This window comes from Ciceribacter ferrooxidans, from assembly GCF_004137355.1.
Taxonomy (GTDB): Bacteria; Pseudomonadota; Alphaproteobacteria; order Rhizobiales; family Rhizobiaceae; genus Allorhizobium; species Allorhizobium ferrooxidans.
This window is the reverse complement of sequence record NZ_SDVB01000170.1, coordinates 94163-114655: the sequence shown is the minus strand read 5'-3', so window position 1 is coordinate 114655 and position 20493 is coordinate 94163. Positions and strand designations below refer to the sequence as shown.

The 20493-nt window shown below is 63.5% G+C and carries 20 protein-coding genes; 18 read left to right on the top strand and 2 right to left on the bottom strand.

The window, feature by feature from the left end; translation table 11 throughout:
* The first annotated feature begins 11 nt into the window (after positions 1 to 11).
* From EUU22_RS04875 to EUU22_RS04835, 9 genes are all read left to right on the top strand, one after another.
* On the top strand, positions 12 to 1334 hold the full coding sequence (locus EUU22_RS04875) for a pyruvate dehydrogenase complex dihydrolipoamide acetyltransferase (RefSeq protein ID WP_129330939.1): 1323 nt from the start codon (positions 12 to 14) through the stop codon (positions 1332 to 1334).
* A 17-nt stretch (positions 1335 to 1351) separates the two neighbouring features.
* A complete protein-coding gene (locus EUU22_RS04870) occupies positions 1352 to 1801 on the top strand; it encodes a hypothetical protein (protein WP_129330938.1) in 450 nt (149 codons plus the stop codon).
* Entirely contained in the window at positions 1798 to 2436 is a 639-nt protein-coding gene (locus tag EUU22_RS04865) for an SGNH/GDSL hydrolase family protein (RefSeq protein ID WP_129330937.1), read from the top strand. Before EUU22_RS04870 ends, EUU22_RS04865 begins: the two co-directional genes overlap by 4 nt.
* Positions 2437 to 2528: 92 nt before the next feature.
* Entirely contained in the window at positions 2529 to 2768 is a 240-nt protein-coding gene (locus EUU22_RS04860) for an HP1242/YdcH family protein (protein WP_112689705.1), read from the top strand.
* Positions 2769 to 2845: 77 nt separating this feature from the next.
* On the top strand, positions 2846 to 4291 hold the full coding sequence (gene lpdA, locus EUU22_RS04855) for a dihydrolipoyl dehydrogenase (RefSeq protein ID WP_129330936.1): 1446 nt from the start codon (positions 2846 to 2848) through the stop codon (positions 4289 to 4291).
* A 66-nt stretch (positions 4292 to 4357) separates the two neighbouring features.
* Positions 4358 to 4606 carry a GlsB/YeaQ/YmgE family stress response membrane protein gene (locus EUU22_RS04850; RefSeq protein WP_129330935.1) on the top strand — a complete coding sequence of 83 codons (249 nt, stop codon included), beginning with the start codon at positions 4358 to 4360 and terminating at the stop codon, positions 4604 to 4606.
* Between the two features lie 91 nt (positions 4607 to 4697).
* Positions 4698 to 5666: a lipoyl synthase gene (gene lipA / locus EUU22_RS04845; RefSeq protein ID WP_129330934.1), complete on the top strand. Its 969-nt coding sequence runs from the start codon at positions 4698 to 4700 to the stop codon at positions 5664 to 5666.
* A 167-nt stretch (positions 5667 to 5833) separates the two neighbouring features.
* A complete protein-coding gene (locus EUU22_RS04840) occupies positions 5834 to 6559 on the top strand; it encodes a hypothetical protein (RefSeq protein WP_129330933.1) in 726 nt (241 codons plus the stop codon).
* A 76-nt stretch (positions 6560 to 6635) separates the two neighbouring features.
* A complete protein-coding gene (locus EUU22_RS04835) occupies positions 6636 to 7085 on the top strand; it encodes a type II toxin-antitoxin system RatA family toxin (protein ID WP_129330932.1) in 450 nt (149 codons plus the stop codon).
* A gap of 17 nt (positions 7086 to 7102) precedes the next feature.
* Here the strand turns inward: EUU22_RS04835 and EUU22_RS04830 are convergent, their stop codons facing one another.
* Both EUU22_RS04830 and EUU22_RS04825 read right to left on the bottom strand, forming a co-directional pair.
* A complete protein-coding gene (locus tag EUU22_RS04830; protein WP_129330931.1) occupies positions 7103 to 7606 on the bottom strand; it encodes a CinA family protein in 504 nt (167 codons plus the stop codon).
* On the bottom strand, positions 7603 to 8814 hold the full coding sequence (locus tag EUU22_RS04825; RefSeq protein ID WP_129330930.1) for a bifunctional 2-C-methyl-D-erythritol 4-phosphate cytidylyltransferase/2-C-methyl-D-erythritol 2,4-cyclodiphosphate synthase: 1212 nt from the start codon (positions 8812 to 8814) through the stop codon (positions 7603 to 7605). Before EUU22_RS04825 ends, EUU22_RS04830 begins: the two co-directional genes overlap by 4 nt.
* 192 nt (positions 8815 to 9006) lie before the next feature.
* Between EUU22_RS04825 and dusB the strand changes: the two genes are divergently transcribed.
* The 9 genes from dusB to hflX all read left to right on the top strand — a co-directional run bounded on the left by dusB (position 9007) and on the right by hflX (position 20456).
* The gene (gene dusB / locus EUU22_RS04820) at positions 9007 to 9990 is read left to right on the top strand and encodes a tRNA dihydrouridine synthase DusB (RefSeq protein ID WP_165351093.1); all 984 of its coding nucleotides are present in this window, start codon (positions 9007 to 9009) and stop codon (positions 9988 to 9990) included.
* On the top strand, positions 9990 to 11129 hold the full coding sequence (locus tag EUU22_RS04815; RefSeq protein ID WP_129330928.1) for a two-component system sensor histidine kinase NtrB: 1140 nt from the start codon (positions 9990 to 9992) through the stop codon (positions 11127 to 11129). The genes dusB and EUU22_RS04815 overlap by 1 nt, the downstream gene beginning before the upstream one ends.
* Positions 11129 to 12580 (top strand): nitrogen regulation protein NR(I), encoded by a 1452-nt coding sequence (gene ntrC / locus EUU22_RS04810; RefSeq protein ID WP_129330927.1) that lies wholly within the window; start codon positions 11129 to 11131, stop codon positions 12578 to 12580. The genes EUU22_RS04815 and ntrC overlap by 1 nt, the downstream gene beginning before the upstream one ends.
* A gap of 164 nt (positions 12581 to 12744) precedes the next feature.
* Positions 12745 to 15012, top strand: a complete 2268-nt coding sequence (locus tag EUU22_RS04805) for a sensor histidine kinase NtrY-like (RefSeq protein ID WP_129330926.1) — start codon at positions 12745 to 12747, stop codon at positions 15010 to 15012.
* The gene (ntrX, locus tag EUU22_RS04800) at positions 15002 to 16366 is read left to right on the top strand and encodes a nitrogen assimilation response regulator NtrX (RefSeq protein WP_129330925.1); all 1365 of its coding nucleotides are present in this window, start codon (positions 15002 to 15004) and stop codon (positions 16364 to 16366) included. The genes EUU22_RS04805 and ntrX overlap by 11 nt, the downstream gene beginning before the upstream one ends.
* Before the next feature lie 51 nt (positions 16367 to 16417).
* Entirely contained in the window at positions 16418 to 17794 is a 1377-nt protein-coding gene (trkA, locus tag EUU22_RS04795) for a Trk system potassium transporter TrkA (protein WP_129330924.1), read from the top strand.
* Between the two features lie 21 nt (positions 17795 to 17815).
* Positions 17816 to 18679: a D-amino-acid transaminase gene (locus EUU22_RS04790; protein ID WP_129330923.1), complete on the top strand. Its 864-nt coding sequence runs from the start codon at positions 17816 to 17818 to the stop codon at positions 18677 to 18679.
* 107 nt (positions 18680 to 18786) lie between these two features.
* On the top strand, positions 18787 to 19032 hold the full coding sequence (gene hfq / locus EUU22_RS04785; RefSeq protein WP_112689690.1) for an RNA chaperone Hfq: 246 nt from the start codon (positions 18787 to 18789) through the stop codon (positions 19030 to 19032).
* A gap of 74 nt (positions 19033 to 19106) precedes the next feature.
* Entirely contained in the window at positions 19107 to 20456 is a 1350-nt protein-coding gene (gene hflX, locus EUU22_RS04780) for a GTPase HflX (RefSeq protein WP_129330922.1), read from the top strand.
* Positions 20457 to 20493 lie beyond the last annotated feature (37 nt).

Here is a 20493-nt window from a genome sequence, read left to right as displayed (position 1 = left end):
AGGGCTTGGAAATGCCGATCAATATCACCATGCCGGCCCTCTCCCCGACGATGGAAGAGGGCAATCTTTCCAAATGGCTGGTCAAGGAAGGCGACAAGGTCAAGTCCGGTGACGTGATCGCCGAGATCGAGACCGACAAGGCGACGATGGAAGTCGAAGCCGTCGATGAAGGCACCGTGGCGAAGATCATCGTCCCGGCCGGCACCGAGGGCGTCAAGGTGAACGCGCTGATCGCGATCCTCGCCGGCGAAGGCGAGGATGTGAGCGCGGCTGCAGCAGGCGGTGCCGCCACGGCACCTGCGCCGAAGACCGAGGCAGCTCCGGCGGCGACGCCGGCGGCCGTTCCGGTCACCGACAAGGCGCCGGCAGCCTCCACGCCGGCTCCCGTCGCGGCAAGCGGCGACCGCGTCTTCTCCTCGCCGCTCGCCCGTCGTCTCGCCAAGGAAGCGGGCATCGACCTTTCGGCCGTTTCCGGCACCGGCCCGCATGGCCGTGTCGTGAAGAGCGACATCGAGAAGGCTGTCGCTGGCGGGGTCGCCAAACCCGCGCCCGCAGCTGCCGCGCAGGCCGCACCTGCGCCGGCGCTTGCCAAGGCACCGTCGGACGATGCCGTGCTCAAGCTCTTCGAGCCGGGTTCCTACGAGCTCGTGCCGCATGACGGCATGCGCAAGACGATCGCCAAGCGCCTCGTCGAATCCAAGCAGACGATCCCGCACTTCTACGTCACGGTCGACTGCGAACTCGACGCCCTGCTCGCCCTGCGCGCACAGCTGAACGACGCCGCTCCGCGCAAGGACGGCGCTCCGGCCTACAAGCTGTCGGTCAACGACATGATCATCAAGGCCCTGGCGCTCTCGCTGCGCGACGTTCCGGACGCCAACGTCTCGTGGACGGAAAGCAACATGGTCAAGCACAAGCACGCCGATGTCGGTGTCGCTGTCGCAATCCCCGGCGGCCTGATCACCCCGATCATTCGCAATGCCGAGCTGAAGTCGCTGTCCGCCATCTCCAACGAGATGAAGGACCTCGGCAAGCGCGCCAAGGAACGCAAGCTGAAGCCCGAGGAGTACCAGGGCGGCACGACCGCGGTCTCCAACATGGGCATGATGGGCGTCAAGCACTTCGCCGCCGTCGTCAACCCGCCGCACGCGACCATCCTCGCGGTCGGCGCGGGCGAGGAGCGGGTGGTCGTCAAGAACGGTGAGATGAAGATCGCCAACGTCATGACCGTCACGCTCTCCACCGACCATCGCTGCGTCGACGGCGCGCTCGGAGCCGAGTTCCTCGGCGCCTTCAAGCGCTACATCGAAAATCCGATGGGCATGCTGGTCTGACGCGGAGGCCGTCACCGATGAAGGTGTTTGGAGCGGGCATGGCAATACCACGCATTGAAACGCACCCCTTGGGCGCGTCGTTTCGAGCAGCGCTGGTTGCTTGCCTTGCCGGCTTCGGGGCCTTCGCCGTGGTTCTGGAATTGCTGGCCCCGGACGGCGGAAATGAGGCAGTGCCACGGGATCTCTTCCTTGTCGGCGCGAACCTTATCCCGCTTGCCGCCGTTGCATTTGTGGCGTCGTCGGCCGGACTTTTCTTTGGTTTACGTATTCTGCACTGGGCCATGGGTGGTTTGACGGCTTGCTTTGTTGCAGGAGTCGCAGTGCTCTGGTTCTGGCTCGCTGATCAACAGTCTTATGTCGATCAGGCCTTTCTCATGGCGCTTCTGGTTCCGGGCTTGGCATTGCTCGCGGGACATTGGTCGTACTTCCTGCTGAGGTCTCGTTTGTCGATGGGAGAGTGTTCTTGAAATCCGTTCTCGCCTACGGTGACAGTCTGACCTGGGGCTACGATCCCGTGGCCCTCGGTCGTCATGCCCATGAGGACCGCTGGACGAGCGTCTTGCAGAAGGCGCTCGGTCACGGGGTCCGGGTCGTTGCCGAAGGCCTGAACGGGCGCACCACCGCTTACGACGACCATCTGGCGGATGCCGAGCGCAACGGCGTGAAGCTCTTGCCGAGCGTGCTCGAAAGCCACAAGCCGCTCGATCTCGTGATCCTCATGCTCGGCACCAACGACATGAAGCGGGGCGTGGCCGGTACGGCGATCGCGGCGGTCAAGGGCATGGAGCGGCTGGTGAAGCTCATCCGTCTCCACGACTGGGGCTTCGATTTCGAGGCGCCGGAAATCCTCGTCGTTTCGCCGCCGCCGATCTGCGAGACGGCGAATGCGCCGTTCGCGGCGATGTTCAAGGGTGCGATCGAGGAGTCGGCGATGCTCGCGAGCCTCTATCGTGACATGGCGGACGACCTCGGCTGCGGCTTTTTCGACGCCGGCTCGGCCGCGAAGACGACACCGCTCGACGGTATCCATCTCGACGCGGAGAACAGCCGCTCGGTCGGACGCGCGATCGAACCGGTCGTGCGGATGATGCTCGGACTGTGAACGGCTTTCGGAGAAATTTGACCAAGATCAAGGAGAGCGGCTGACGAGCGTATATGGCTCACTTCATAGGCCACCCACGAGGAGAAGAAGTGATGTCGAATACGCCGCACGAAATCCAGGACGAGTTTCCGGAACTTGCCGGCAAGATGCACGAGCTCAAGGCGAGCGACGAGCATTTCGCCCAACTGCTCGAGGACTATCGCGACGTCAATCGCGCCATCCACCGGGCGGAGACGGAAGTGGAACCTGTTGGCGATGCGCAGATGGAAACGATGCGCAAACAGCGGATGGTTCTGAAGGACGAGATTTACGGGATGCTGACGAAGGCGTGATCGCCGGAGACTTCGTCCCTTGGAAGGGCTTCCCGCGACAGGGGAGCCCGTTCCCGACAAAGAGGAGATGAAGGCCCGTGTCCAACGCTTATGACGTCATCATTATCGGTTCCGGCCCCGGCGGCTATATTGCGGCGATCCGCGCGGCTCAGCTCGGGCTGAAGACGGCCGTTGTCGAACGCGAGCACCTCGCCGGCATCTGCTCCAACTGGGGCTGCATCCCGACCAAGGCGCTGCTGCGCTCTGCCGAAATCTTCCACTATGCCAAGCATCCCGGCGACTACGGCGTGAAGATCGAAGGCACGGTTACGCCCGACCTGAAGGCGATCGTCGCCCGCTCGCGTGGCATTGCCGCCCGCATGAACGGCGGCGTCGGCTTCCTGATGAAGAAGAACAAGGTGGACGTGATCTGGGGCGAGGCGAAGCTTTCCAAACCCGGCGAGATCGTCGTCTCCAAGACGACAAAGGCGATCCAGCAGCCGCAGGCGCCGCTGCCGAAGAACACGCTCGGCGAGGGCACCTATACGGCGAAGCACATCATCGTTGCGACCGGTGCCCGCCCGCGCGCGCTGCCCGGCATCGAGCCGGATGGCAAGCTGATCTGGACCTATTTCGAGGCGATGAAGCCGGAAGAAATGCCGAAGTCGCTGCTCGTCATGGGCTCCGGCGCGATCGGCATCGAATTCGCCTCCTTCTACCGCACGCTTGGCGTGGACGTCACCGTCGTCGAGGTGATGAGCCAGGTCATGCCGGTCGAGGACGCGGAAATTTCCGCGCTCGCCAAGAAGCAGTTCGAAAAGCAGGGCATGAAGATCCTGCTCGAAGCCAAGGTCGCCAAGGTCGAGAAGGGTGCAAACTCCATCACCGCCCATGTCGAGAAGAAGGACGGCTCGATCGAGAAGATCACCGCCGACCGGATGATCTCGGCCGTTGGCGTGCAGGCCAATGTCGAGAACATCGGCCTCGAGGCGCTCGGCGTGAAGACCGACCGCGGATTCATTCAGATCGATGGCTACGGCCGTACCAACGTTCCCGGAATCTACGCGATCGGCGACGTCGCCGGCCCGCCGATGCTCGCCCACAAGGCCGAGCACGAGGCCGTGATCTGCGTCGAGAAGATCGCCGGACTGCCGAACGTCCATCCGATGGACAAGTCCAAGATCCCCGGCTGCACCTATTGCCATCCGCAGGTCGCCTCCGTCGGCCTGACGGAAGCCAAGGCCAAGGAGCAGGGCCGCGACATCCGCGTCGGCCGTTTCCCCTTCGTCGCCAACGGCAAGGCGATCGCGCTCGGTGAGGATCAGGGCCTCGTCAAGACCATCTTCGACAAGAAGACCGGCGAGCTCCTGGGCGCCCATTTGGTCGGTGCCGAAGTGACCGAACTGATCCAGGGTTTCGTCGTCGCGATGAACCTCGAAACGACCGAGGAAGAACTGATGCACACGATCTTCCCGCATCCGACCATTTCCGAAACGCTGAAGGAGAGCGTTCTCGATGCTTATGGCCGGGCGCTGAACGCCTGAGTGTTGTGATGCCGGGAACGGCATCGTATATGAAAGTCGGTATTGACCGAGGAAGGGATTGGGGCAATGCAGGGTTTGGGTTGGATTTTGACGATTGTGATCGGCGGCCTCGCGGGCTGGCTTGCGGGCAAGCTGATGGATGTGCGCTTCGGCATCCTGATGAACATCGTGCTCGGCATCGTCGGCTCGGTGGTCGCCAATGCGGTGCTCGCGCAGTTCCACATCTCGATAGCGGGCGGTGCGCTCGGCTATCTGATCACCGGCTTCCTCGGCGCAAGTCTTCTCTTGTTCGTCGTCAAGCTCGTCAGGCGCTGACGCGGTGGCGCCGGCACTGTCGCCGTCATCGTGACGTGCCGGGTTGCAGTAAGGTTTCGGAGCCGCCCGGAGCGGCAAAAGGCAGGTAGACATGGTTACGATCCTCGACCGGATGACTCCTGAGGAAAAGCGCGTCCGGCATCCGGAGAAGGCCCACAGGCCGGACACGGAAGTGCTGCGCAAACCCGAATGGATCCGTGTCAGGGCGCCGACCTCCAAGGGCTATGCCGAAACCCGCTCGATCGTGAAGGACAACAAGCTCGTCACCGTGTGCGAGGAGGCCGGCTGCCCGAACATCGGCGAGTGCTGGGACAAGAAACACGCCACCTTCATGATCATGGGCGAGATCTGCACCCGCGCCTGCGCCTTTTGCAACGTCGCGACCGGCAAGCCGAATGCGCTCGATCCGGACGAGCCCGAAAACGTCGCCAAGGCGGTGAAGCAGATGGGGCTCACCCATGTCGTCATCACCTCCGTCGACCGCGACGATCTGGAGGACGGTGGCGCCGAGCATTTCGAGAAGGTGATCTGGGCGATCCGTGCCGCTTCCCCGGAAACGACGATCGAAATCCTCACACCGGACTTCCTGAAGAAGCCGGGCGCGCTGGAGCGCGTCGTCGCCGCCAAGCCCGACGTATTCAATCACAATCTCGAGACCGTGCCGGGTAACTACCTGACGGTCCGTCCCGGTGCGCGCTATTTCCACTCGATCCGGCTGTTGCAGCGGGTCAAGGAACTCGACCCGACCATGTTCACCAAGTCCGGCATCATGGTCGGCCTCGGTGAGGAGCGCAACGAAGTGCTCCAGCTCATGGACGATCTCAGGACCGCCGACGTCGACTTCCTGACGATCGGCCAGTACCTGCAGCCGACCCGCAAGCATCACAAGGTCGAGCGCTTCGTCACCCCCGACGAATTCAAGTCCTACGAGACGGTCGCCTATTCCAAGGGCTTCCTGATGGTGTCGGCAAGCCCGCTCACGCGCTCATCCCATCACGCCGGCGACGATTTCGCACGGCTTCGGGCGGCGCGGGAGCGGAAGCTGCAAGTGACGGAATAGTCTGTCGTAAGTCTTTATATACAACCAGAGGATATTCTTTCCTTGGCTTGCGAGTCGAGGTGTGCTCGGATGGCATGAATGAGCGCTAAACGCGCGCGTTTTTCGAGGTTGAGGCGCGGGACTGGCTCATGTAGTGGAGCGCTCGCGACAAAGTGGTTGGATCCGGAATGTTTTCGAAGAGTATCGCATTATTTCGCGCTAATGTGGGTGTCTTCGCTGTTTTAATATCAATATATGGAATAGGGAAATTTTGCACAGAGATCTTTGTCATTAAAAATTCATATGCATCAACATTATTTTATATTTACATTGGCCATAATATACAGGTTGCAATTCTAAAAGATGAAAGCCTTGTAAGGCTATTCGGGTATGTCCCGTCTTTTCCAGGATTGCTGTATATCTTAAAGTGTGCCTTCATCTTTCTTTTCGGATTGCTGTTGGCGGCGCTGGCGACTTACACCGTTGCGAATCTCATGCCTCCGCTTGTTTCGCATAAGGGCTCCATCACCGGCCTTTTGGTTGTGATCTTTGTGGTAACGATGCCACTTTCTCTCGCCTTGTTCGGCACATGGTTGCCCGCCGATATCATGAAGCGTGAGAAATCCGTCGGAGAAGCTCTTGAGCGGGGGCGTAAAAAACTGATCAAGACATATGCTCGATATTTTGTGGCTAACACGCTTTCATTGGCGTTGCCGATTCTTGTCAGTCTTCTCCTCGGGAGAATAGGCAATGTCGTACCCACATCGTCGCCTGCGGCGACTCTATTCGAATTGGCCTCAGCTATCTGTGTCTCGGCGACGGAGGTCTTGAGTGCCACGCCACTCTTTGTGCTACCGGCGATGCTCTATCGCGACGCCGTTTTTCAACCGACTCCGGCACAGAAAGCCGGATAGCAGGTCGTCGGATCGTCGTTGTCGCGCTGCCTCAGACTCCTTGATCTCGCTTGGGCGAGCGGCTAATTGAGCGATTATGCCCCAGTTCGAAACCCGCCGTATCGTCAAGCACTCGCCCGGCCAGATGTATGCGCTCGTCGCCGATGTCGAGCGCTATCCGGAGTTCCTGCCGCTGTGCGAGGCGCTCGCGATCCGCTCGCGGCGGGAGCGGGACGACAAGACGCTGCTCGTCGCCGACATGACGGTGGGCTACAAGGCGATCCGCGAGACATTTACGACGCAGGTGCTTCTCGTGCCGGCCGAACGCGTGATCGACGTGAAATATATCGAGGGTCCATTCAGGTATCTCGACAACCGCTGGCGTTTCGAGCCGGCGGGCGAGGGTGGCTGCTCGGTGCATTTCTTCATCGACTACGAGTTCAAGAGTCGGCTCCTCGGCGCGGTGATGGGCTCGATGTTCGACCGCGCTTTCCGGATGTTTTCCGAAGCCTTCGAAAAGCGTGCGGACGAGATCTACACGGCCTGAACGCAGCAATCGCACACTCAGTCTTTTGCAGCCAGCTCCAGGAGCATTTCGAGCGCCGTCGTCACCGTCGCGAGACGGATGCCGCTCCGGCCGAGGTCGCCGTAGCGCATTTCACGGTGGATGAGGCGACTGTCGCGGCGGCGTGCCGCGATGTGCACGAGACCGACGGGCTTTTCGGCACTGCCGCCGGTCGGGCCGGCAACGCCGGTTACCGCGATCGCGATATCCGTCCGCGAGCGGCGAAGAGCGCCGGCCGCCATCTGCAACGCCGTCTCGCGGGAGACGGCGCCGCAGGTGTCGAGCACCTTCTCGTCCACGCCGAGCATCTCCACCTTCGCCTGGTTCGAATAGGTGACGAAGCCGCGGTCGACGACGGCGGACGAGCCGGAAATCTCGGTAAGTGCGCCGGCGATCAGTCCGCCGGTGCAGGATTCGGCGGTGGCGACCTTCAAATTGCGTTGCGTAAATTCACTTACGATACGTGAGGCAAGTGCTTCGATCTCCGGTGGAAACACCGTCATGCCTTGGCACCTCCATAGACGACGGTCGCAGTGGCGATCGCGGCAATCCCTTCGCGCCGGCCGACGAAGCCGATCTTCTCGTTGGTGGTCGCCTTGACGGAGCAGCGGTCGAGCGAGATGCCGAGAATCTCCGAGAGCTTCTCCCGCATCGCTTGGCGGTGCGGCCCGACCTTGGGGGCCTCGGCGATCAGCGAGATGTCGGCGTTCATGATCGTGCCGCCGTTGTCGCGGACGATCTTCGCCGCGTGCTCGAGGAAGATGCGCGAGGGCGCGCCCTTCCATTGCGGATCGGTGGGCGGGAAATGGTCGCCGATGTCGCCGGCGCCGCAGGTGGCGAGCAGCGCGTCGGTCAGGGCGTGCAGGGCGACGTCGGCGTCGGAATGTCCCTTGAGCCTCTGGTCGTGCGGAATGAAGACGCCGCAGAGCGTGACGCCGTCGCCGGCCTCCAGCTGGTGCACGTCATAGCCGTTGCCGGTGCGCACGTCCGGAAGGGCGGAGGAGGAGAGTCTGGCGTCAGCCATGGCGATATCCCGCTGGACGGTGAGTTTGACGTTGTCCGGCGACCCCTCGACCAGACGGACGGGGATGCCGGCCCATTCCGCGATGGCGGCATCGTCGGTGAAATCGTCCCGTCCCTCCGCGGCGGCGCGCGCATGCGCGGCCATGATCGCCGGAAAGCTGAAGCTCTGGGGCGTTTGGGCCGCATAGAGCTCGGTGCGGGGCACGGTCTCGATCACGAGCCCTTCGGCCGAGCCGCGCTTCAGCGTGTCGGTGACCGGAATGGCCGGCAATACGGCTTCGGCACCGTCCTCGAAGGCGGCGCGAACCCGCTCCAGCATCGCCGTATCGACGAACGGCCTGACGGCGTCCTGGATCATCACGTGGGTCACGTCGCGGCCGGCAAGCGCCTTCAGACCGGCTTCGACCGACTGCTGGCGCGTGCGCCCGCCGAAGGCGACGATGATGTCCTGTTCGCCTTTCAGATACCGGCAAGCATCCTCGAACAGCGCCTCGTCATCGGGATGGATGACTGCGACGATCGGACCCGTTGCCGGCCAGTCGACAAAGCGCTGAAGTGTCTGGGAGATCACCGGCTTTCCGCCGATGCGGCGATACTGCTTCGGCCCTTCCGCGGAAGCGCCGGCCCGTTCGCCGCGCCCGGCGGCGACCACGATGACAGCGATTGAAAAGGCCCCGAGATTTGCCATTCGCGGAGATTGTTCCTGACACAAATAACACGTAAGGGAGCAGTAGAGCGTCGGCGCCAAGATTTCCAGAGCGCGCCGAATTTTTGTTCCGTCCGGCGGTTTTCGCTTGGCAAGCCGTTCAAGGCTGGCTAAAAATAGTGCAAATCCGATCCGTGCCTGAAAGATAATCATTTGCAATCCAGAGCGCTTCACATGCCGTTTCAGATCGGGCCGGTGACCGTCCGCAATCGCGTTGCGCTGGCACCGATGTCCGGGGTGAGCGACCTGCCGTTCCGTCAGCTCGCGTGGCGCTTCGGGGCGGGGCTCGTCGTCACCGAGATGGTGGCGAGCCGGGAACTGGTGCTGAATGCGGCCGAATCCTGGATGCGGCTGCGCGACGGCGAGGCGCGCCCGCATGTCGTCCAGCTTGCCGGCCGCGAGGCGCATTGGATGGCCGAAGCGGCGCGGATCGCCGAGGCCAACGGCGCCGACGTGATCGACATCAACATGGGTTGCCCGGCCAAGAAGGTGATCGGCGGCTATTCCGGTTCGGCGCTGATGCGCGACCCCGACCATGCGCTCTCGCTGATCGAGGCGACGGTCAAGGCGGTGAGCGTTCCCGTGACGCTGAAGATGCGGCTCGGCTGGGACGAGAATTCGATCAACGCGCCGGAGATCGCCGCGCGCGCCGAACGAGCCGGCATCCAGCTCGTCACCATCCACGGCCGCACCCGCATGCAGTTCTACGAGGGCCGCGCAGACTGGGATGCGATCGCCGCAGTGCGCGAAGCGGTAAGGATCCCGCTGATCGCCAACGGCGACGTTTCGAGCAGCGAGGACGCCGAGGAAATCCTGAGGCGTTCCGGCGCCGATGCGGTCATGGTCGGGCGTGCCTGTCAGGGGCGGCCTTGGCTCGCCGGCGTAGTTGCCGGCGCCCCTGCACCCGAGCGGACGGAGATCGCCGCGATCGCCGTCGAACACTACGAGATGATGCTGGCGCATTACGGGACCGATGTCGGCTTGCGCCACGCCCGCAAGCATCTGGGCTGGTATCTCGAACGCTTCGCGGCGGGCCTTGCGCCGGCCCGCAAGGCCGAGATCATGACCGCCCGCGATCCCCGTTTCGTCGTCGCGGCCCTGTCTCGCGCGCTCGAAGCGGCGGCGAGCGAGAGAAACGACCGGCAGGAGGCCGCCTGATGTCGCAACCGCAGGAAACCCGGGACAACGGTCTGGCCCTGACCGTCCTCAACGCCATCCAGAACCCGGTGATCCTCGTCGATGCCGAAGGCTTCGTCACCTTCGCCAACTGGGAGGCGGAGTCCTTCTTCGGCGCGAGCGCCAGCCATCTCGCCCGCCATCAGGTGGCGAGCCTGATCCCGTTCGGCAGCCCGCTGCTCGCCCTGATCGACCAGGTGCGGGAGCGGCGGGCACCCGTCAACGAATACCGTGTCGACCTCAGTTCGCCGCGGCTCGGCGAGGACAAGCTGGTCGACCTCTACGTCGCCCCGGTGGTGAGCGATCCGGGCTCCGTGGTCGTGGTGTTCCAGGAGCGTTCGATGGCCGACAAGATCGATCGTCAGCTGACCCACCGCGCCGCCGCCCGTTCGGTGACGGGGCTCGCCTCGATGCTGGCGCACGAGATCAAGAACCCGCTTTCCGGCATTCGCGGCGCGGCACAGCTTCTGGAAAGCTCGGTGACCGACGAGGACCGGGCGCTGACACGCCTCATTTGCGACGAGACCGACCGCATCGTCTCGTTGGTCGACCGCATGGAGGTCTTCTCCGACGAGCGGCCGGTGGACCGGCAGCCGATCAACATCCATTCGGTGCTCGACCACGTAAAGGCGATCGCCAAGGCGGGCTTTGCCCGCGACATCAAGATCACCGAGAGCTACGATCCGTCGCTGCCGCCCGTCTACGCCAATCGCGATCAACTGGTGCAGGTGTTCCTCAACCTCGTCAAGAACGCGGCCGAGGCGATCGGCGACCGTGCCGACGGAGAAATCCAGCTGACGACCGCCTACCGCCCCGGCATCCGCCTCTCGGTCGCCGGCTCGCGCGAGAAAATTTCGCTGCCGCTCGAATTCTGCGTGCATGACAATGGTCCGGGTGTTCCCGCCGACCTGCTGCCGCATCTCTTCGATCCCTTCATCACCACGAAGACGAACGGATCGGGGCTCGGTCTCGCGCTTGTCGCGAAGATCATCGGCGGTCACGGTGGCATCGTCGAATGCGACAGCCAGTCGAACCGCACGACTTTCCGCGTGCTGATGCCCGTCTCCCGGGGTGTCGCACTCGAAGACGCAACTCCGGCGAACTCCACAGGAAGCCTCTGATGACTGCCACCATCCTTGTTGCTGACGATGATGCCGCCATCCGCACGGTGCTCAATCAGGCACTGACGCGGGCGGGATACGACGTCCGGATTACCTCCAATGCGGCGACGCTCTGGCGTTGGGTTTCGGCCGGCGAGGGCGATCTCGTCGTCACCGACGTGGTCATGCCGGACGAGAACGCCTTCGACCTCTTGCCGCGCATCAAGAAGGCAAGGCCCGATCTGCCGGTTCTGGTGATGAGTGCGCAGAACACCTTCATGACGGCGATCAAGGCATCCGAGCGCGGCGCCTATGACTACCTGCCGAAACCGTTCGATCTGACCGAACTGATCGCCATCATTGGCCGCGCGCTTGCGGAGCCGAAGAAAAAGCCGGCCCGTGTCGACGATGACGTGCAGGACGGCATGCCGCTGGTCGGGCGTTCGGCCGCCATGCAGGAGATCTACCGCGTTCTCGCGCGGCTCATGCAGACCGACCTCACGCTGATGATTACCGGCGAGTCCGGTACCGGCAAGGAGCTCGTGGCGCGCGCGCTGCACGACTACGGCAAGCGCCGCAACGGTCCCTTCGTCGCGATCAACATGGCGGCGATCCCGCGCGACCTCATCGAGTCGGAGCTCTTCGGTCACGAGAAGGGCGCCTTCACCGGCGCGCAGACGCGCTCGACGGGCCGCTTCGAGCAGGCCGAGGGCGGTACGCTCTTCCTCGACGAGATCGGCGACATGCCGATGGATGCGCAGACGCGCCTCCTGCGCGTTCTCCAGCAGGGCGAATACACGACCGTCGGCGGTCGCACGCCGATCCGCACCGACGTCCGGATCGTGGCGGCGACGAACAAGGACCTGAAGCAGTCGATCAACCAGGGCCTCTTCCGCGAGGACCTCTACTACCGCCTCAACGTCGTGCCGCTGCGTCTGCCGCCGCTGAGGGACCGTGCCGAAGACATCCCGGACCTCGTCCGCCACTTCATCCAGGAGGGCGAGCGACAGGGTCTTGATTCGAAGCGCTTTGACCAGGAAGCGCTCGAAGTCATGAAATCCTACGCGTGGCCCGGCAACGTCCGCGAGCTGGAGAACCTCGTCCGCCGCCTGATGGCGCTTTATCCACAGGATGTCATCACCCGGGAAATCATCGAATCCGAACTGCGCTCCGACATTGCCGACAGCCCGATCACCAAGGCGAGCGTCGCATCAGGACCGATGACCATCGCACAGGCGGTCGAAGAGAACATGCGCAGCTATTTCGCCAGCTTTGGCGATGGTTTGCCGCCGGCCGGCCTCTATGATCGCGTGCTGACGGAGATGGAGTATCCGCTCATCCTGGCGGCGCTGACGGCGACCCGCGGCAACCAGATCAAGGCTGCGGACCTGCTCGGCCTCAATCGCAATACGCTCAGAAAGAAGATTCGCGAGCTCGGCGTATCGGTCTACAGGAGCTCCCGGTCGGCTTGACACCCGCCGACTGCCGTTGCAATTTCGCCACAATACGTTGCTCAAAAGTCACGACACGGCGCGAGTCCGCTCAGGCCGTTTCGTTCGTCCGTTCGGACGAAACTGTTTCCTCTGTGGTGCGCACAGCGCTGATATTGGCCCCGGCGGGCGGGAAGTGATTTGAGATGGACAGCCGAAGGATCGATCCCGTGGCGGAGAGTGACGCCGCACTGGCGAACGACCGCCGCGCGTCCTTTGCTTTGCCCGGTCTCGTCCTCGCCGGTGGCGCGCTCGCTTGCGCCGTCTTCACGCTGCCGGTCCTGCTCGGGCTGACGCCGATTGAGCCGACCTCCAATGTCCTCATCGCGTCGGCCGTTCTGAACTCGCTGTTCGTCGTCGGCCTGATGTTCCTCATCGGACGCGAGGTCAGTCGCCTTGTGAGGGCGCGAACGCGCGGCCGCGCGGCGGCCCGGCTGCATGTCCGCATCGTGGCGCTCTTTTCCGTGGTCGCGATCACGCCCGCCATCCTCGTCGCCATCTTCGCCAGCATCACGTTGAACGTCGGCCTCGATCGCTGGTTTTCGATCCGGACGCAATCGATCGTCAGTTCGTCGATGGACGTCGCGCAGGCCTACATGCTCGAGAATGCGAGCTACCTGCAGGGCCAGACCATTTCGATGGCGAACGACCTCGACCGCAACCGCGCGCTCTTCTTCCTCGACCGCACCGGTTTTGTGCAGTTGATGACCCGCCAGGCGAAGGGGCGCGGCATGCTGGGCGCTTTCCTCGTGCGTCAGGACGGTTCGGCGATCACCCAGGCGGAGATCAAGACCGACAAGCCCCTGCCGGCAATCCCGAAGGACGCGCTCGAAAGCGCGGCTGCCGGCCAGCCGACACTGATCCCCCCGGGCGTGACCAATCTCGTCGGCGCGATCATCAAGCTCGATTCCATCTCCGGCACCTTCCTCTACACGATCCGCGCCGTCGACCCGAAGGTGATGGCGGCGATGCGGCTGATGGAGGACAACACCGCCGAATACAAGGCGATGGAGGCCGGCCGCACTTCGCTGCAGATCGCGTTCGCCGTCCTCTATCTCGGTTTCGCGCTCATCGTCCTGCTCGCCGCGATCTGGACGGCGATCGCGATCGCCGACCGCATCGTCCGGCCGATTCGTCTGCTGATCAGTGCTGCCGACAACGTCGCCTCCGGCAATTTCAACGTCGTCGTTCCCGTCCGCTCCGCCGATGGCGACGTCGGCAGCCTGTCGCTCACCTTCAACAAGATGATCTCGCAGATCCGCACCCAGCGCGACGAAATCCTGGAAGCCAAGGACGAAGTCGATGATCGTCGCCGCTTCATCGAGGCGGTGCTGTCGGGCGTCACGGCGGCCGTGATCGGTGTCGAGGACGACGGCGTCATCACCATTGTCAATCCGTCGGCGGAGTATTTCCTCGCCCAGTCGTCCGAAGAGATCGTCGGCAAGAAGCTCTCGGTGATCGCCCCCGAGATCGATCGGGTGATGGCGGAGGCGGCGGTGCGCCACCGCGGCGAATACCGTCAGCAGATCAACCTGATCCGCGGCGGCAAGGAGCGGACGCTGAGCGTGCAGGTGACCCGCGAGGAGACCCGCGGCGCCGCCGACGCCTACGTCATCACGCTCGACGACATCACCGATCTCGTCATCGCGCAGCGTTCGACCGCCTGGGCCGACGTGGCGCGCCGCATCGCTCACGAGATCAAGAACCCGCTGACGCCGATCCAGCTTTCGGCGGAGCGGATCAAGCGCCGCTACGGTCGGCAGATCGACGAGAACGACCGCGCCGTCTTCGACCAGTGCACGGATACGATCGTCCGGCAGGTCGAGGATATCGGCCGCATGGTGGACGAGTTTTCCGCCTTCGCCCGCATGCCAAAGCCGGCGAAGCAGCGGTCCGATCTCAGGCACATTCTGCGCGATGCCGTCTTCTTGCGCGAGATGGGTAACAATGACGTAACCTTTTTGCGCGAGTTCGGTGACAAGCCGCTCGAAGGCAGCTTCGATGCCCGCATGCTCGGGCAGGCGGTCGGCAATCTCATCAAGAACGCGGTGGAGGCCATCGAGGCCGTGCCGGCCGAAGAGCGGCGGGGCGGCAAGGTGCTGGTGCGCTCGGCCTATGACGAGGGCCAGGACAGTTTCGTCGTCGACGTCATCGACAACGGGCGCGGTCTGCCGGTCGAGAACCGCCACCGCATCCTGGAGCCATACATGACGATGCGCGAGAAGGGCACGGGGCTCGGGCTCGCCATCGTGAAGAAGATTATCGAAGAACACGGCGGTCAGCTCGAATTGCATGACGCGCCGGCGGAGTTCGACCACGGGCGAGGGGCCATGATCAGGATCGTCCTGCCGCGCCTCGATGCAGTCGTTCCCGCCGCAGGTGAAGGTGACAAGGAAAAGGTCCATGGCCTCTGACATTCTTGTAGTCGACGACGAAGAAGACATCCGCGAAATCGTCTCGGGCATCCTGAGCGACGAGGGCCACGAGACCCGCACGGCCCATGACGCGGACAGTGCGTTGGCGGCGATTTCCGATCGCGTGCCGCGGCTGGTCTTCCTCGATATCTGGATGCAGGGCAGCCGGCTCGACGGACTGTCACTGCTCGACGAGATCAGGACCCGTCATCCCGAGCTTCCGGTCGTGATGATTTCCGGCCACGGTAACATCGAGACGGCGGTCTCGGCGATCAAGCGCGGCGCCTTCGATTTCATCGAGAAGCCGTTCAAGGCCGACCGGCTGATCCTGATCGCTGAGCGGGCACTCGAAAACTCGAAGCTGAAGCGCGAGGTCTCCGAGCTGAAGAAGCGCGCCGGCGACACCGCCGAGCTGATCGGCACCTCGGTCGCCGTCTCGCAGCTGCGCCAGACGATCGACAAGGTCGCCCCGACGAATAGCCGCATCATGATCTTCGGCCCCTCCGGTTCCGGCAAGGAACTGGTGGCGCGGATGATCCACAAGCGTTCGACCCGCGTCGGTGGTCCCTTCGTCACGCTGAACGCCGCCGCGATCACGCCGGACCGGATGGAAATCGCCCTTTTCGGCACCGAGGGGTCGCCCGGCCAGCCGCGCCGCATCGGCGCGCTGGAGGAAGCCCATGGCGGCATTCTTTATCTCGACGAGATCGGCGAGATGCCGCGCGAGACGCAGAACAAGATCCTGCGCGTGCTGGTCGAACAGCAGTTCGAGCGCGTCGGCGGCTCGAAGCGCGTGAAGGTGGACGTCCGCATCATCTCGTCGACGGCCTATAACCTCGAAAACCAGATTGCCGAGGGACGCTTCCGCGAGGATCTCTTCCACAGGCTGGCTGTGGTGCCGATCAAGGTGCCGGCGCTTGCCGAACGGCGAGAGGACATTCCCTTCCTGGTCGACATGTACATGCGCCAGATCTGCGAGCAGGCCGGCGTGCGTCCGCGCAGGATCGGCGAGGATGCGATGGCGGTGCTGCAGGCGAACGACTGGCCGGGCAACATCCGTCAGCTCCGCAACAATATCGAGCGGCTGATGATTCTTGCCCACGGCGACGGTCCCGATTCGCCGATCACCGCCGAGATGCTGCCGCAGGACCTCTCCGACATGCTGCCGAAGGTCTCGGCGCGCAACGACACCCACATCATGACGTTGCCGCTGCGTGAAGCACGCGAGATGTTCGAGCGTGACTACCTGATCGCCCAGATCAACCGCTTCGGCGGCAACATATCGCGCACCGCGGAATTCGTCGGCATGGAGCGTTCCGCGCTCCATCGAAAGCTGAAGTCTCTTGGCGTATAAGCGAGTCCAGCGGCTCGTGCCGCCGGCATCACATCCGTCGAAAGAGGCATCATGAAAGTCATCATTTGCGGCGCGGGGCAGGTGGGCTACGGGATCGCGGAACGTCTGTCCCAGGAAGACAATGATGTCTCCGTGATCGATACCTCGGCGTCGCTGATCAGTCACATCACCGAGGCGCTCGACGTGCGCGGCTATGTGGGCCACGGCGCCCACCCGGACGTGCTCGCCAAGGCCGGTGCCGACCAGGCCGACATGATCATTGCCGTGACCCTCTACGACGAGATCAACATGGTCGCCTGCCAGGTGGCCCATTCCCTCTTCAACGTGCCGACGAAGATCGCCCGCATCCGCTCGCAGAGCTATCTTCGCCCCGAGTATTCAGACCTCTTCAGCCGCGACAACATGCCGATCGACGTCACGATCTCCCCCGAGATCGAGGTGGGCAAGATGGTGCTGCGGCGCATCTCGTTCCCCGGCGCGAACGATGTCGCGCGTTTTGCCGACGACCACATCGCGATGGTGGCGATCGAGTGCATGGAAGACTGCCCGGTCGTCAACACGCCGCTGCACCAGCTGAGCCAGCTCTTCCCCGACCTGATGGCGACCGTCACTGCGATCTATCGCAACGGCAGGCTCCACGTCGTCCGTTCGACCGACCAGCTCCTGGTCGGCGACCTCGCCTACGTCATCTGCCAGCGGGATCACATCCGCCGCACCCTCGGCCTCTTCGGACACGAGGAGCAGGAGGCCGGCCGCATCGTCATCGCCGGCGGCGGCAACATCGGCTATTACGTTGCGCGGACCATCGACGAGATGCAGCCGAAGATAAAAGTAAAGATCATCGAAGGCGACCGCGAGCGAGCTGTATCGGTGTCCGACCAGCTGCGGCACGCGATCGTGCTGCACGGTTCGGCGCTCGACCAGAATATCCTCATGCAGGCGAACATCCAGGATGCCGACCTCATGGTGGCGCTGACTAACAGCGACCAGACCAACGTGCTGAGCGCCGCGATGGCAAAGCGTCTCGGCTGCAAGTCGGGGATGATCCTGATCAACGATCCGTCCTATCAGGACCTGACGACCTCGATCGGCATCGACGCCTATATCAATCCGCGCGCCGTCACCATTTCGCGCGTGCTCCAGCACGTCCGCAAGGGTCGTATCCGCTCGGTCTACGCCGTGCAGAAGGGCGCGGCGGAGGTGATCGAGGCGGAGGCGCTCGAGACCTCGCCGCTCGTCGGACGGCCGTTCCGCGATCTCGACCTGCCGGAAGGCATGCGCATCGGCGCGATCTATCGCGACGGCGCGGTCCTGCGGCCGGACGGCAACACGAGGATCAAGACCAAGGACCGCGTGGTGCTCTTCGTCACGGCTGCCGCGATCCGCGACGTCGAGCAGATGTTCCGCGTTTCCATCCAGTATTTCTGATCGCCCGGAGTTCCACCGATCATGCCGAGAATTGCCTATGTCAATGGCCGCTACGTCAACCACGGCGAGGCGGGCGTCCATATCGAGGACCGCGGCTACCAGTTCGCCGACGGTGTCTACGAGGTCTGCGAAGTGCGTCACGGCGTGATCGTGGATCTCACCCGCCATCTCGACCGTCTCGACCGCTCGCTGTCGGAGATCCGGATCAAGCCGCCGATGGCGCGGGCGGCGCTGGTCCAGGTCATCCGCGAAGTGCTGCGGCGCAACCGCGTGCGCAACGGCCTCTTCTATCTGCAGGTCACCCGCGGTGCCGCGCGGCGCGACCACGTCTTTCCCGCTGCGGATACGCCCGCGACCCTGGTGGCGACGGCCAAGAGTACCAATCCGGAGATCATCGCCGCGAAGAACGCCAACGGCATCAAGGCGATCACGCTTCCCGACAACCGCTGGGAGCGCGTCGACGTCAAGACGGTCGGGCTTCTGCCGAATGTCCTCGCCCGCCAGCAGGCGAAGGAGGCAGGTGCACAGGAGGCGATCTACATCGACCGCGACGGCATGGTGACCGAAGGGGCGGCGACCAATGTGTGGATCGTCGACAAGGAGGGCCTGCTCGTCACCCGTCCGGCAGACCCCGGAATCCTGCGGGGCATTACCCGCACGACGCTGATGGACGTCGCCGACAAGCTCGGGGTGCGGATCGTCGAACGCAGGTTCTCCCGTGAGGAGATGCTGGAGGCGCGTGAAGTCTTCGTGACGGCAGCGACCAGCATCTGCTTTCCTGTGGTCGAGATCGACGGACACACCGTCGCCAACGGCCATCCCGGCGAAGTATCGCGAAGCATTCGTCAGGCCTTTTTCGACATTGCGGAAAAGACTGCGATTTGATACCAACTTCACCGCGAAGGGGTCGTAAGGGCGCTTCCTGGTCGGCTGATACGCACAAACAATAATTCACCGGTCAAAGCACCGGCAAAAAAGAAAGAAGCGGCGCCATGGCGGAACGTTCTCAGAATTTGCAGGATCTCTTCCTCAACACTGTTCGCAAACAGAAGATTTCGTTGACGATTTTCCTGATCAATGGCGTCAAGCTGACCGGCGTCGTCACGTCCTTCGACAATTTCTGCGTCCTTCTGCGCCGTGACGGGCATTCGCAGCTCGTTTACAAGCACGCGATTTCGACCATCATGCCGGGACAGCCGATGCAGATGTTCGAAAGCGAAGAGAACGCCGCTTCATAGGATCAAAAGCAATCAACACGCGCGATACCAAGAGCGATTCCATAGTCCCGGAGGATGAAAAACACCGGGACGACATGTGCGCTGTCGTCGTCGTGCCGCTGGTCAAACCCTCGCGCGCTGCCGCGACGGGGCAGGCCGACGGTGCGGGCGCGCAGCCGCCCGCTCCGGCCCGTTCCAACGAAGCCCGCCTCGAAGAGGCGATCGGTCTTGCCCGCGCCATCGACCTGACGATCGCGGAGGGCCTGCTCGTTCCGGTGAACCAGCCGCGTCCGGCGACGCTGCTCGGCACTGGCAAGATCGCCGAAATCGGAGCGCTGCTCGACGAGCACAATGCCGGGCTCGTCATCGTCGACCATCCGCTGACCCCGGTGCAGCAGCGCAATCTCGAAAAGGAATGGAACGCCAAGGTCATCGACCGGACGGGCCTCATCCTGGAAATCTTCGGCCGGCGCGCCTCCACCAAGGAAGGCTCGCTGCAGGTCGAGCTTGCCCATCTCAACTACCAGAAGGGCCGATTGGTTCGCAGCTGGACCCACCTCGAACGCCAGCGCGGTGGTGCGGGCTTCATGGGCGGTCCCGGTGAAACCCAGATCGAGGCCGACCGCCGCCTCTTGCAGGAGCGGATCGTCAGGCTCGAACGGGAGCTGGAGCAGGTTGTCCGTACCCGCCAACTCCACCGCGCCAAGCGTCGCAAGGTGCCGCATCCGATCGTCGCCCTCGTCGGCTACACCAATGCCGGCAAGTCGACGCTGTTCAACCGCATCACCGGCGCCGGCGTGCTTGCCGAGGACATGCTGTTTGCGACGCTCGACCCTACGCTCCGGCGCATGAAGCTGCCGCATGGCCGCACGGTCATCCTTTCCGACACGGTGGGCTTCATCTCGAACCTGCCGACCCACCTCGTCGCCGCCTTCCGTGCGACCCTCGAAGAGGTGCTGGAAGCCGACCTCATTCTCCATGTCCGCGACATGTCCGACCCGGACAACGGAGCGCAGGCATCGGACGTGCTGCGCATCCTTTCCGATCTCGGCATCGGCGAGAAGGAAGGGGCCGAGCGCATCATCGAGGTCTGGAACAAGATCGACCGGCTGGAGCCGGAAAGCCACGACGCGATCCTGCAGAAGGCTGCCTCGCGCGCCAACGTCATTCCCGTGTCAGCGATCAGCGGTGAGGGTGTCGACCGGTTGATGGCGGTGATTTCCGAGCGGCTCTCGGGCGTGCTCACGGAGACGACGGTGATCATCCCGTCCGACAAACAGGCACTGATCTCCTGGGCCTACGAGAACGCGGTGGTCGACGGTCGCGAGGACCGCGAGGACGGCTCCGTCAGCCTCGACCTGCGGCTGACCGAGCGCCAGGCGATCGAGCTCGAACGCAAGCTCGGCAATGACCGCAAGCGTGACAAGGAAGACTGGGAACGGTAAAGCCGCTGGGTGGTGGATGCCCGACATGGCGGCTTCT

Excerpts from the sequence above, each read along its gene's own strand:
- EUU22_RS04875 (WP_129330939.1), top strand. The coding sequence starts at position 12 with ATGCCGATCAATATCACCATGCCGGCCCTCTCCCCGACGATGGAAGAG.
- EUU22_RS04870 (WP_129330938.1), top strand. The coding sequence starts at position 1,352 with ATGAAGGTGTTTGGAGCGGGCATGGCAATACCACGCATTGAAACGCAC.
- EUU22_RS04860 (WP_112689705.1), top strand. The coding sequence starts at position 2,529 with ATGTCGAATACGCCGCACGAAATCCAGGACGAGTTTCCGGAACTTGCC.
- EUU22_RS04850 (WP_129330935.1), top strand. The coding sequence starts at position 4,358 with ATGCAGGGTTTGGGTTGGATTTTGACGATTGTGATCGGCGGCCTCGCG.
- lipA (WP_129330934.1), top strand. The coding sequence starts at position 4,698 with ATGGTTACGATCCTCGACCGGATGACTCCTGAGGAAAAGCGCGTCCGG.
- EUU22_RS04840 (WP_129330933.1), top strand. The coding sequence starts at position 5,834 with ATGTTTTCGAAGAGTATCGCATTATTTCGCGCTAATGTGGGTGTCTTC.
- EUU22_RS04835 (WP_129330932.1), top strand. The coding sequence starts at position 6,636 with ATGCCCCAGTTCGAAACCCGCCGTATCGTCAAGCACTCGCCCGGCCAG.
- EUU22_RS04830 (WP_129330931.1), bottom strand. The coding sequence starts at position 7,606 with ATGACGGTGTTTCCACCGGAGATCGAAGCACTTGCCTCACGTATCGTA.
- EUU22_RS04825 (WP_129330930.1), bottom strand. The coding sequence starts at position 8,814 with ATGGCAAATCTCGGGGCCTTTTCAATCGCTGTCATCGTGGTCGCCGCC.
- dusB (WP_165351093.1), top strand. The coding sequence starts at position 9,007 with ATGCCGTTTCAGATCGGGCCGGTGACCGTCCGCAATCGCGTTGCGCTG.
- EUU22_RS04815 (WP_129330928.1), top strand. The coding sequence starts at position 9,990 with ATGTCGCAACCGCAGGAAACCCGGGACAACGGTCTGGCCCTGACCGTC.
- ntrC (WP_129330927.1), top strand. The coding sequence starts at position 11,129 with ATGACTGCCACCATCCTTGTTGCTGACGATGATGCCGCCATCCGCACG.
- EUU22_RS04805 (WP_129330926.1), top strand. The coding sequence starts at position 12,745 with ATGGACAGCCGAAGGATCGATCCCGTGGCGGAGAGTGACGCCGCACTG.
- ntrX (WP_129330925.1), top strand. The coding sequence starts at position 15,002 with ATGGCCTCTGACATTCTTGTAGTCGACGACGAAGAAGACATCCGCGAA.
- trkA (WP_129330924.1), top strand. The coding sequence starts at position 16,418 with ATGAAAGTCATCATTTGCGGCGCGGGGCAGGTGGGCTACGGGATCGCG.
- EUU22_RS04790 (WP_129330923.1), top strand. The coding sequence starts at position 17,816 with ATGCCGAGAATTGCCTATGTCAATGGCCGCTACGTCAACCACGGCGAG.
- hfq (WP_112689690.1), top strand. The coding sequence starts at position 18,787 with ATGGCGGAACGTTCTCAGAATTTGCAGGATCTCTTCCTCAACACTGTT.
- hflX (WP_129330922.1), top strand. The coding sequence starts at position 19,107 with ATGTGCGCTGTCGTCGTCGTGCCGCTGGTCAAACCCTCGCGCGCTGCC.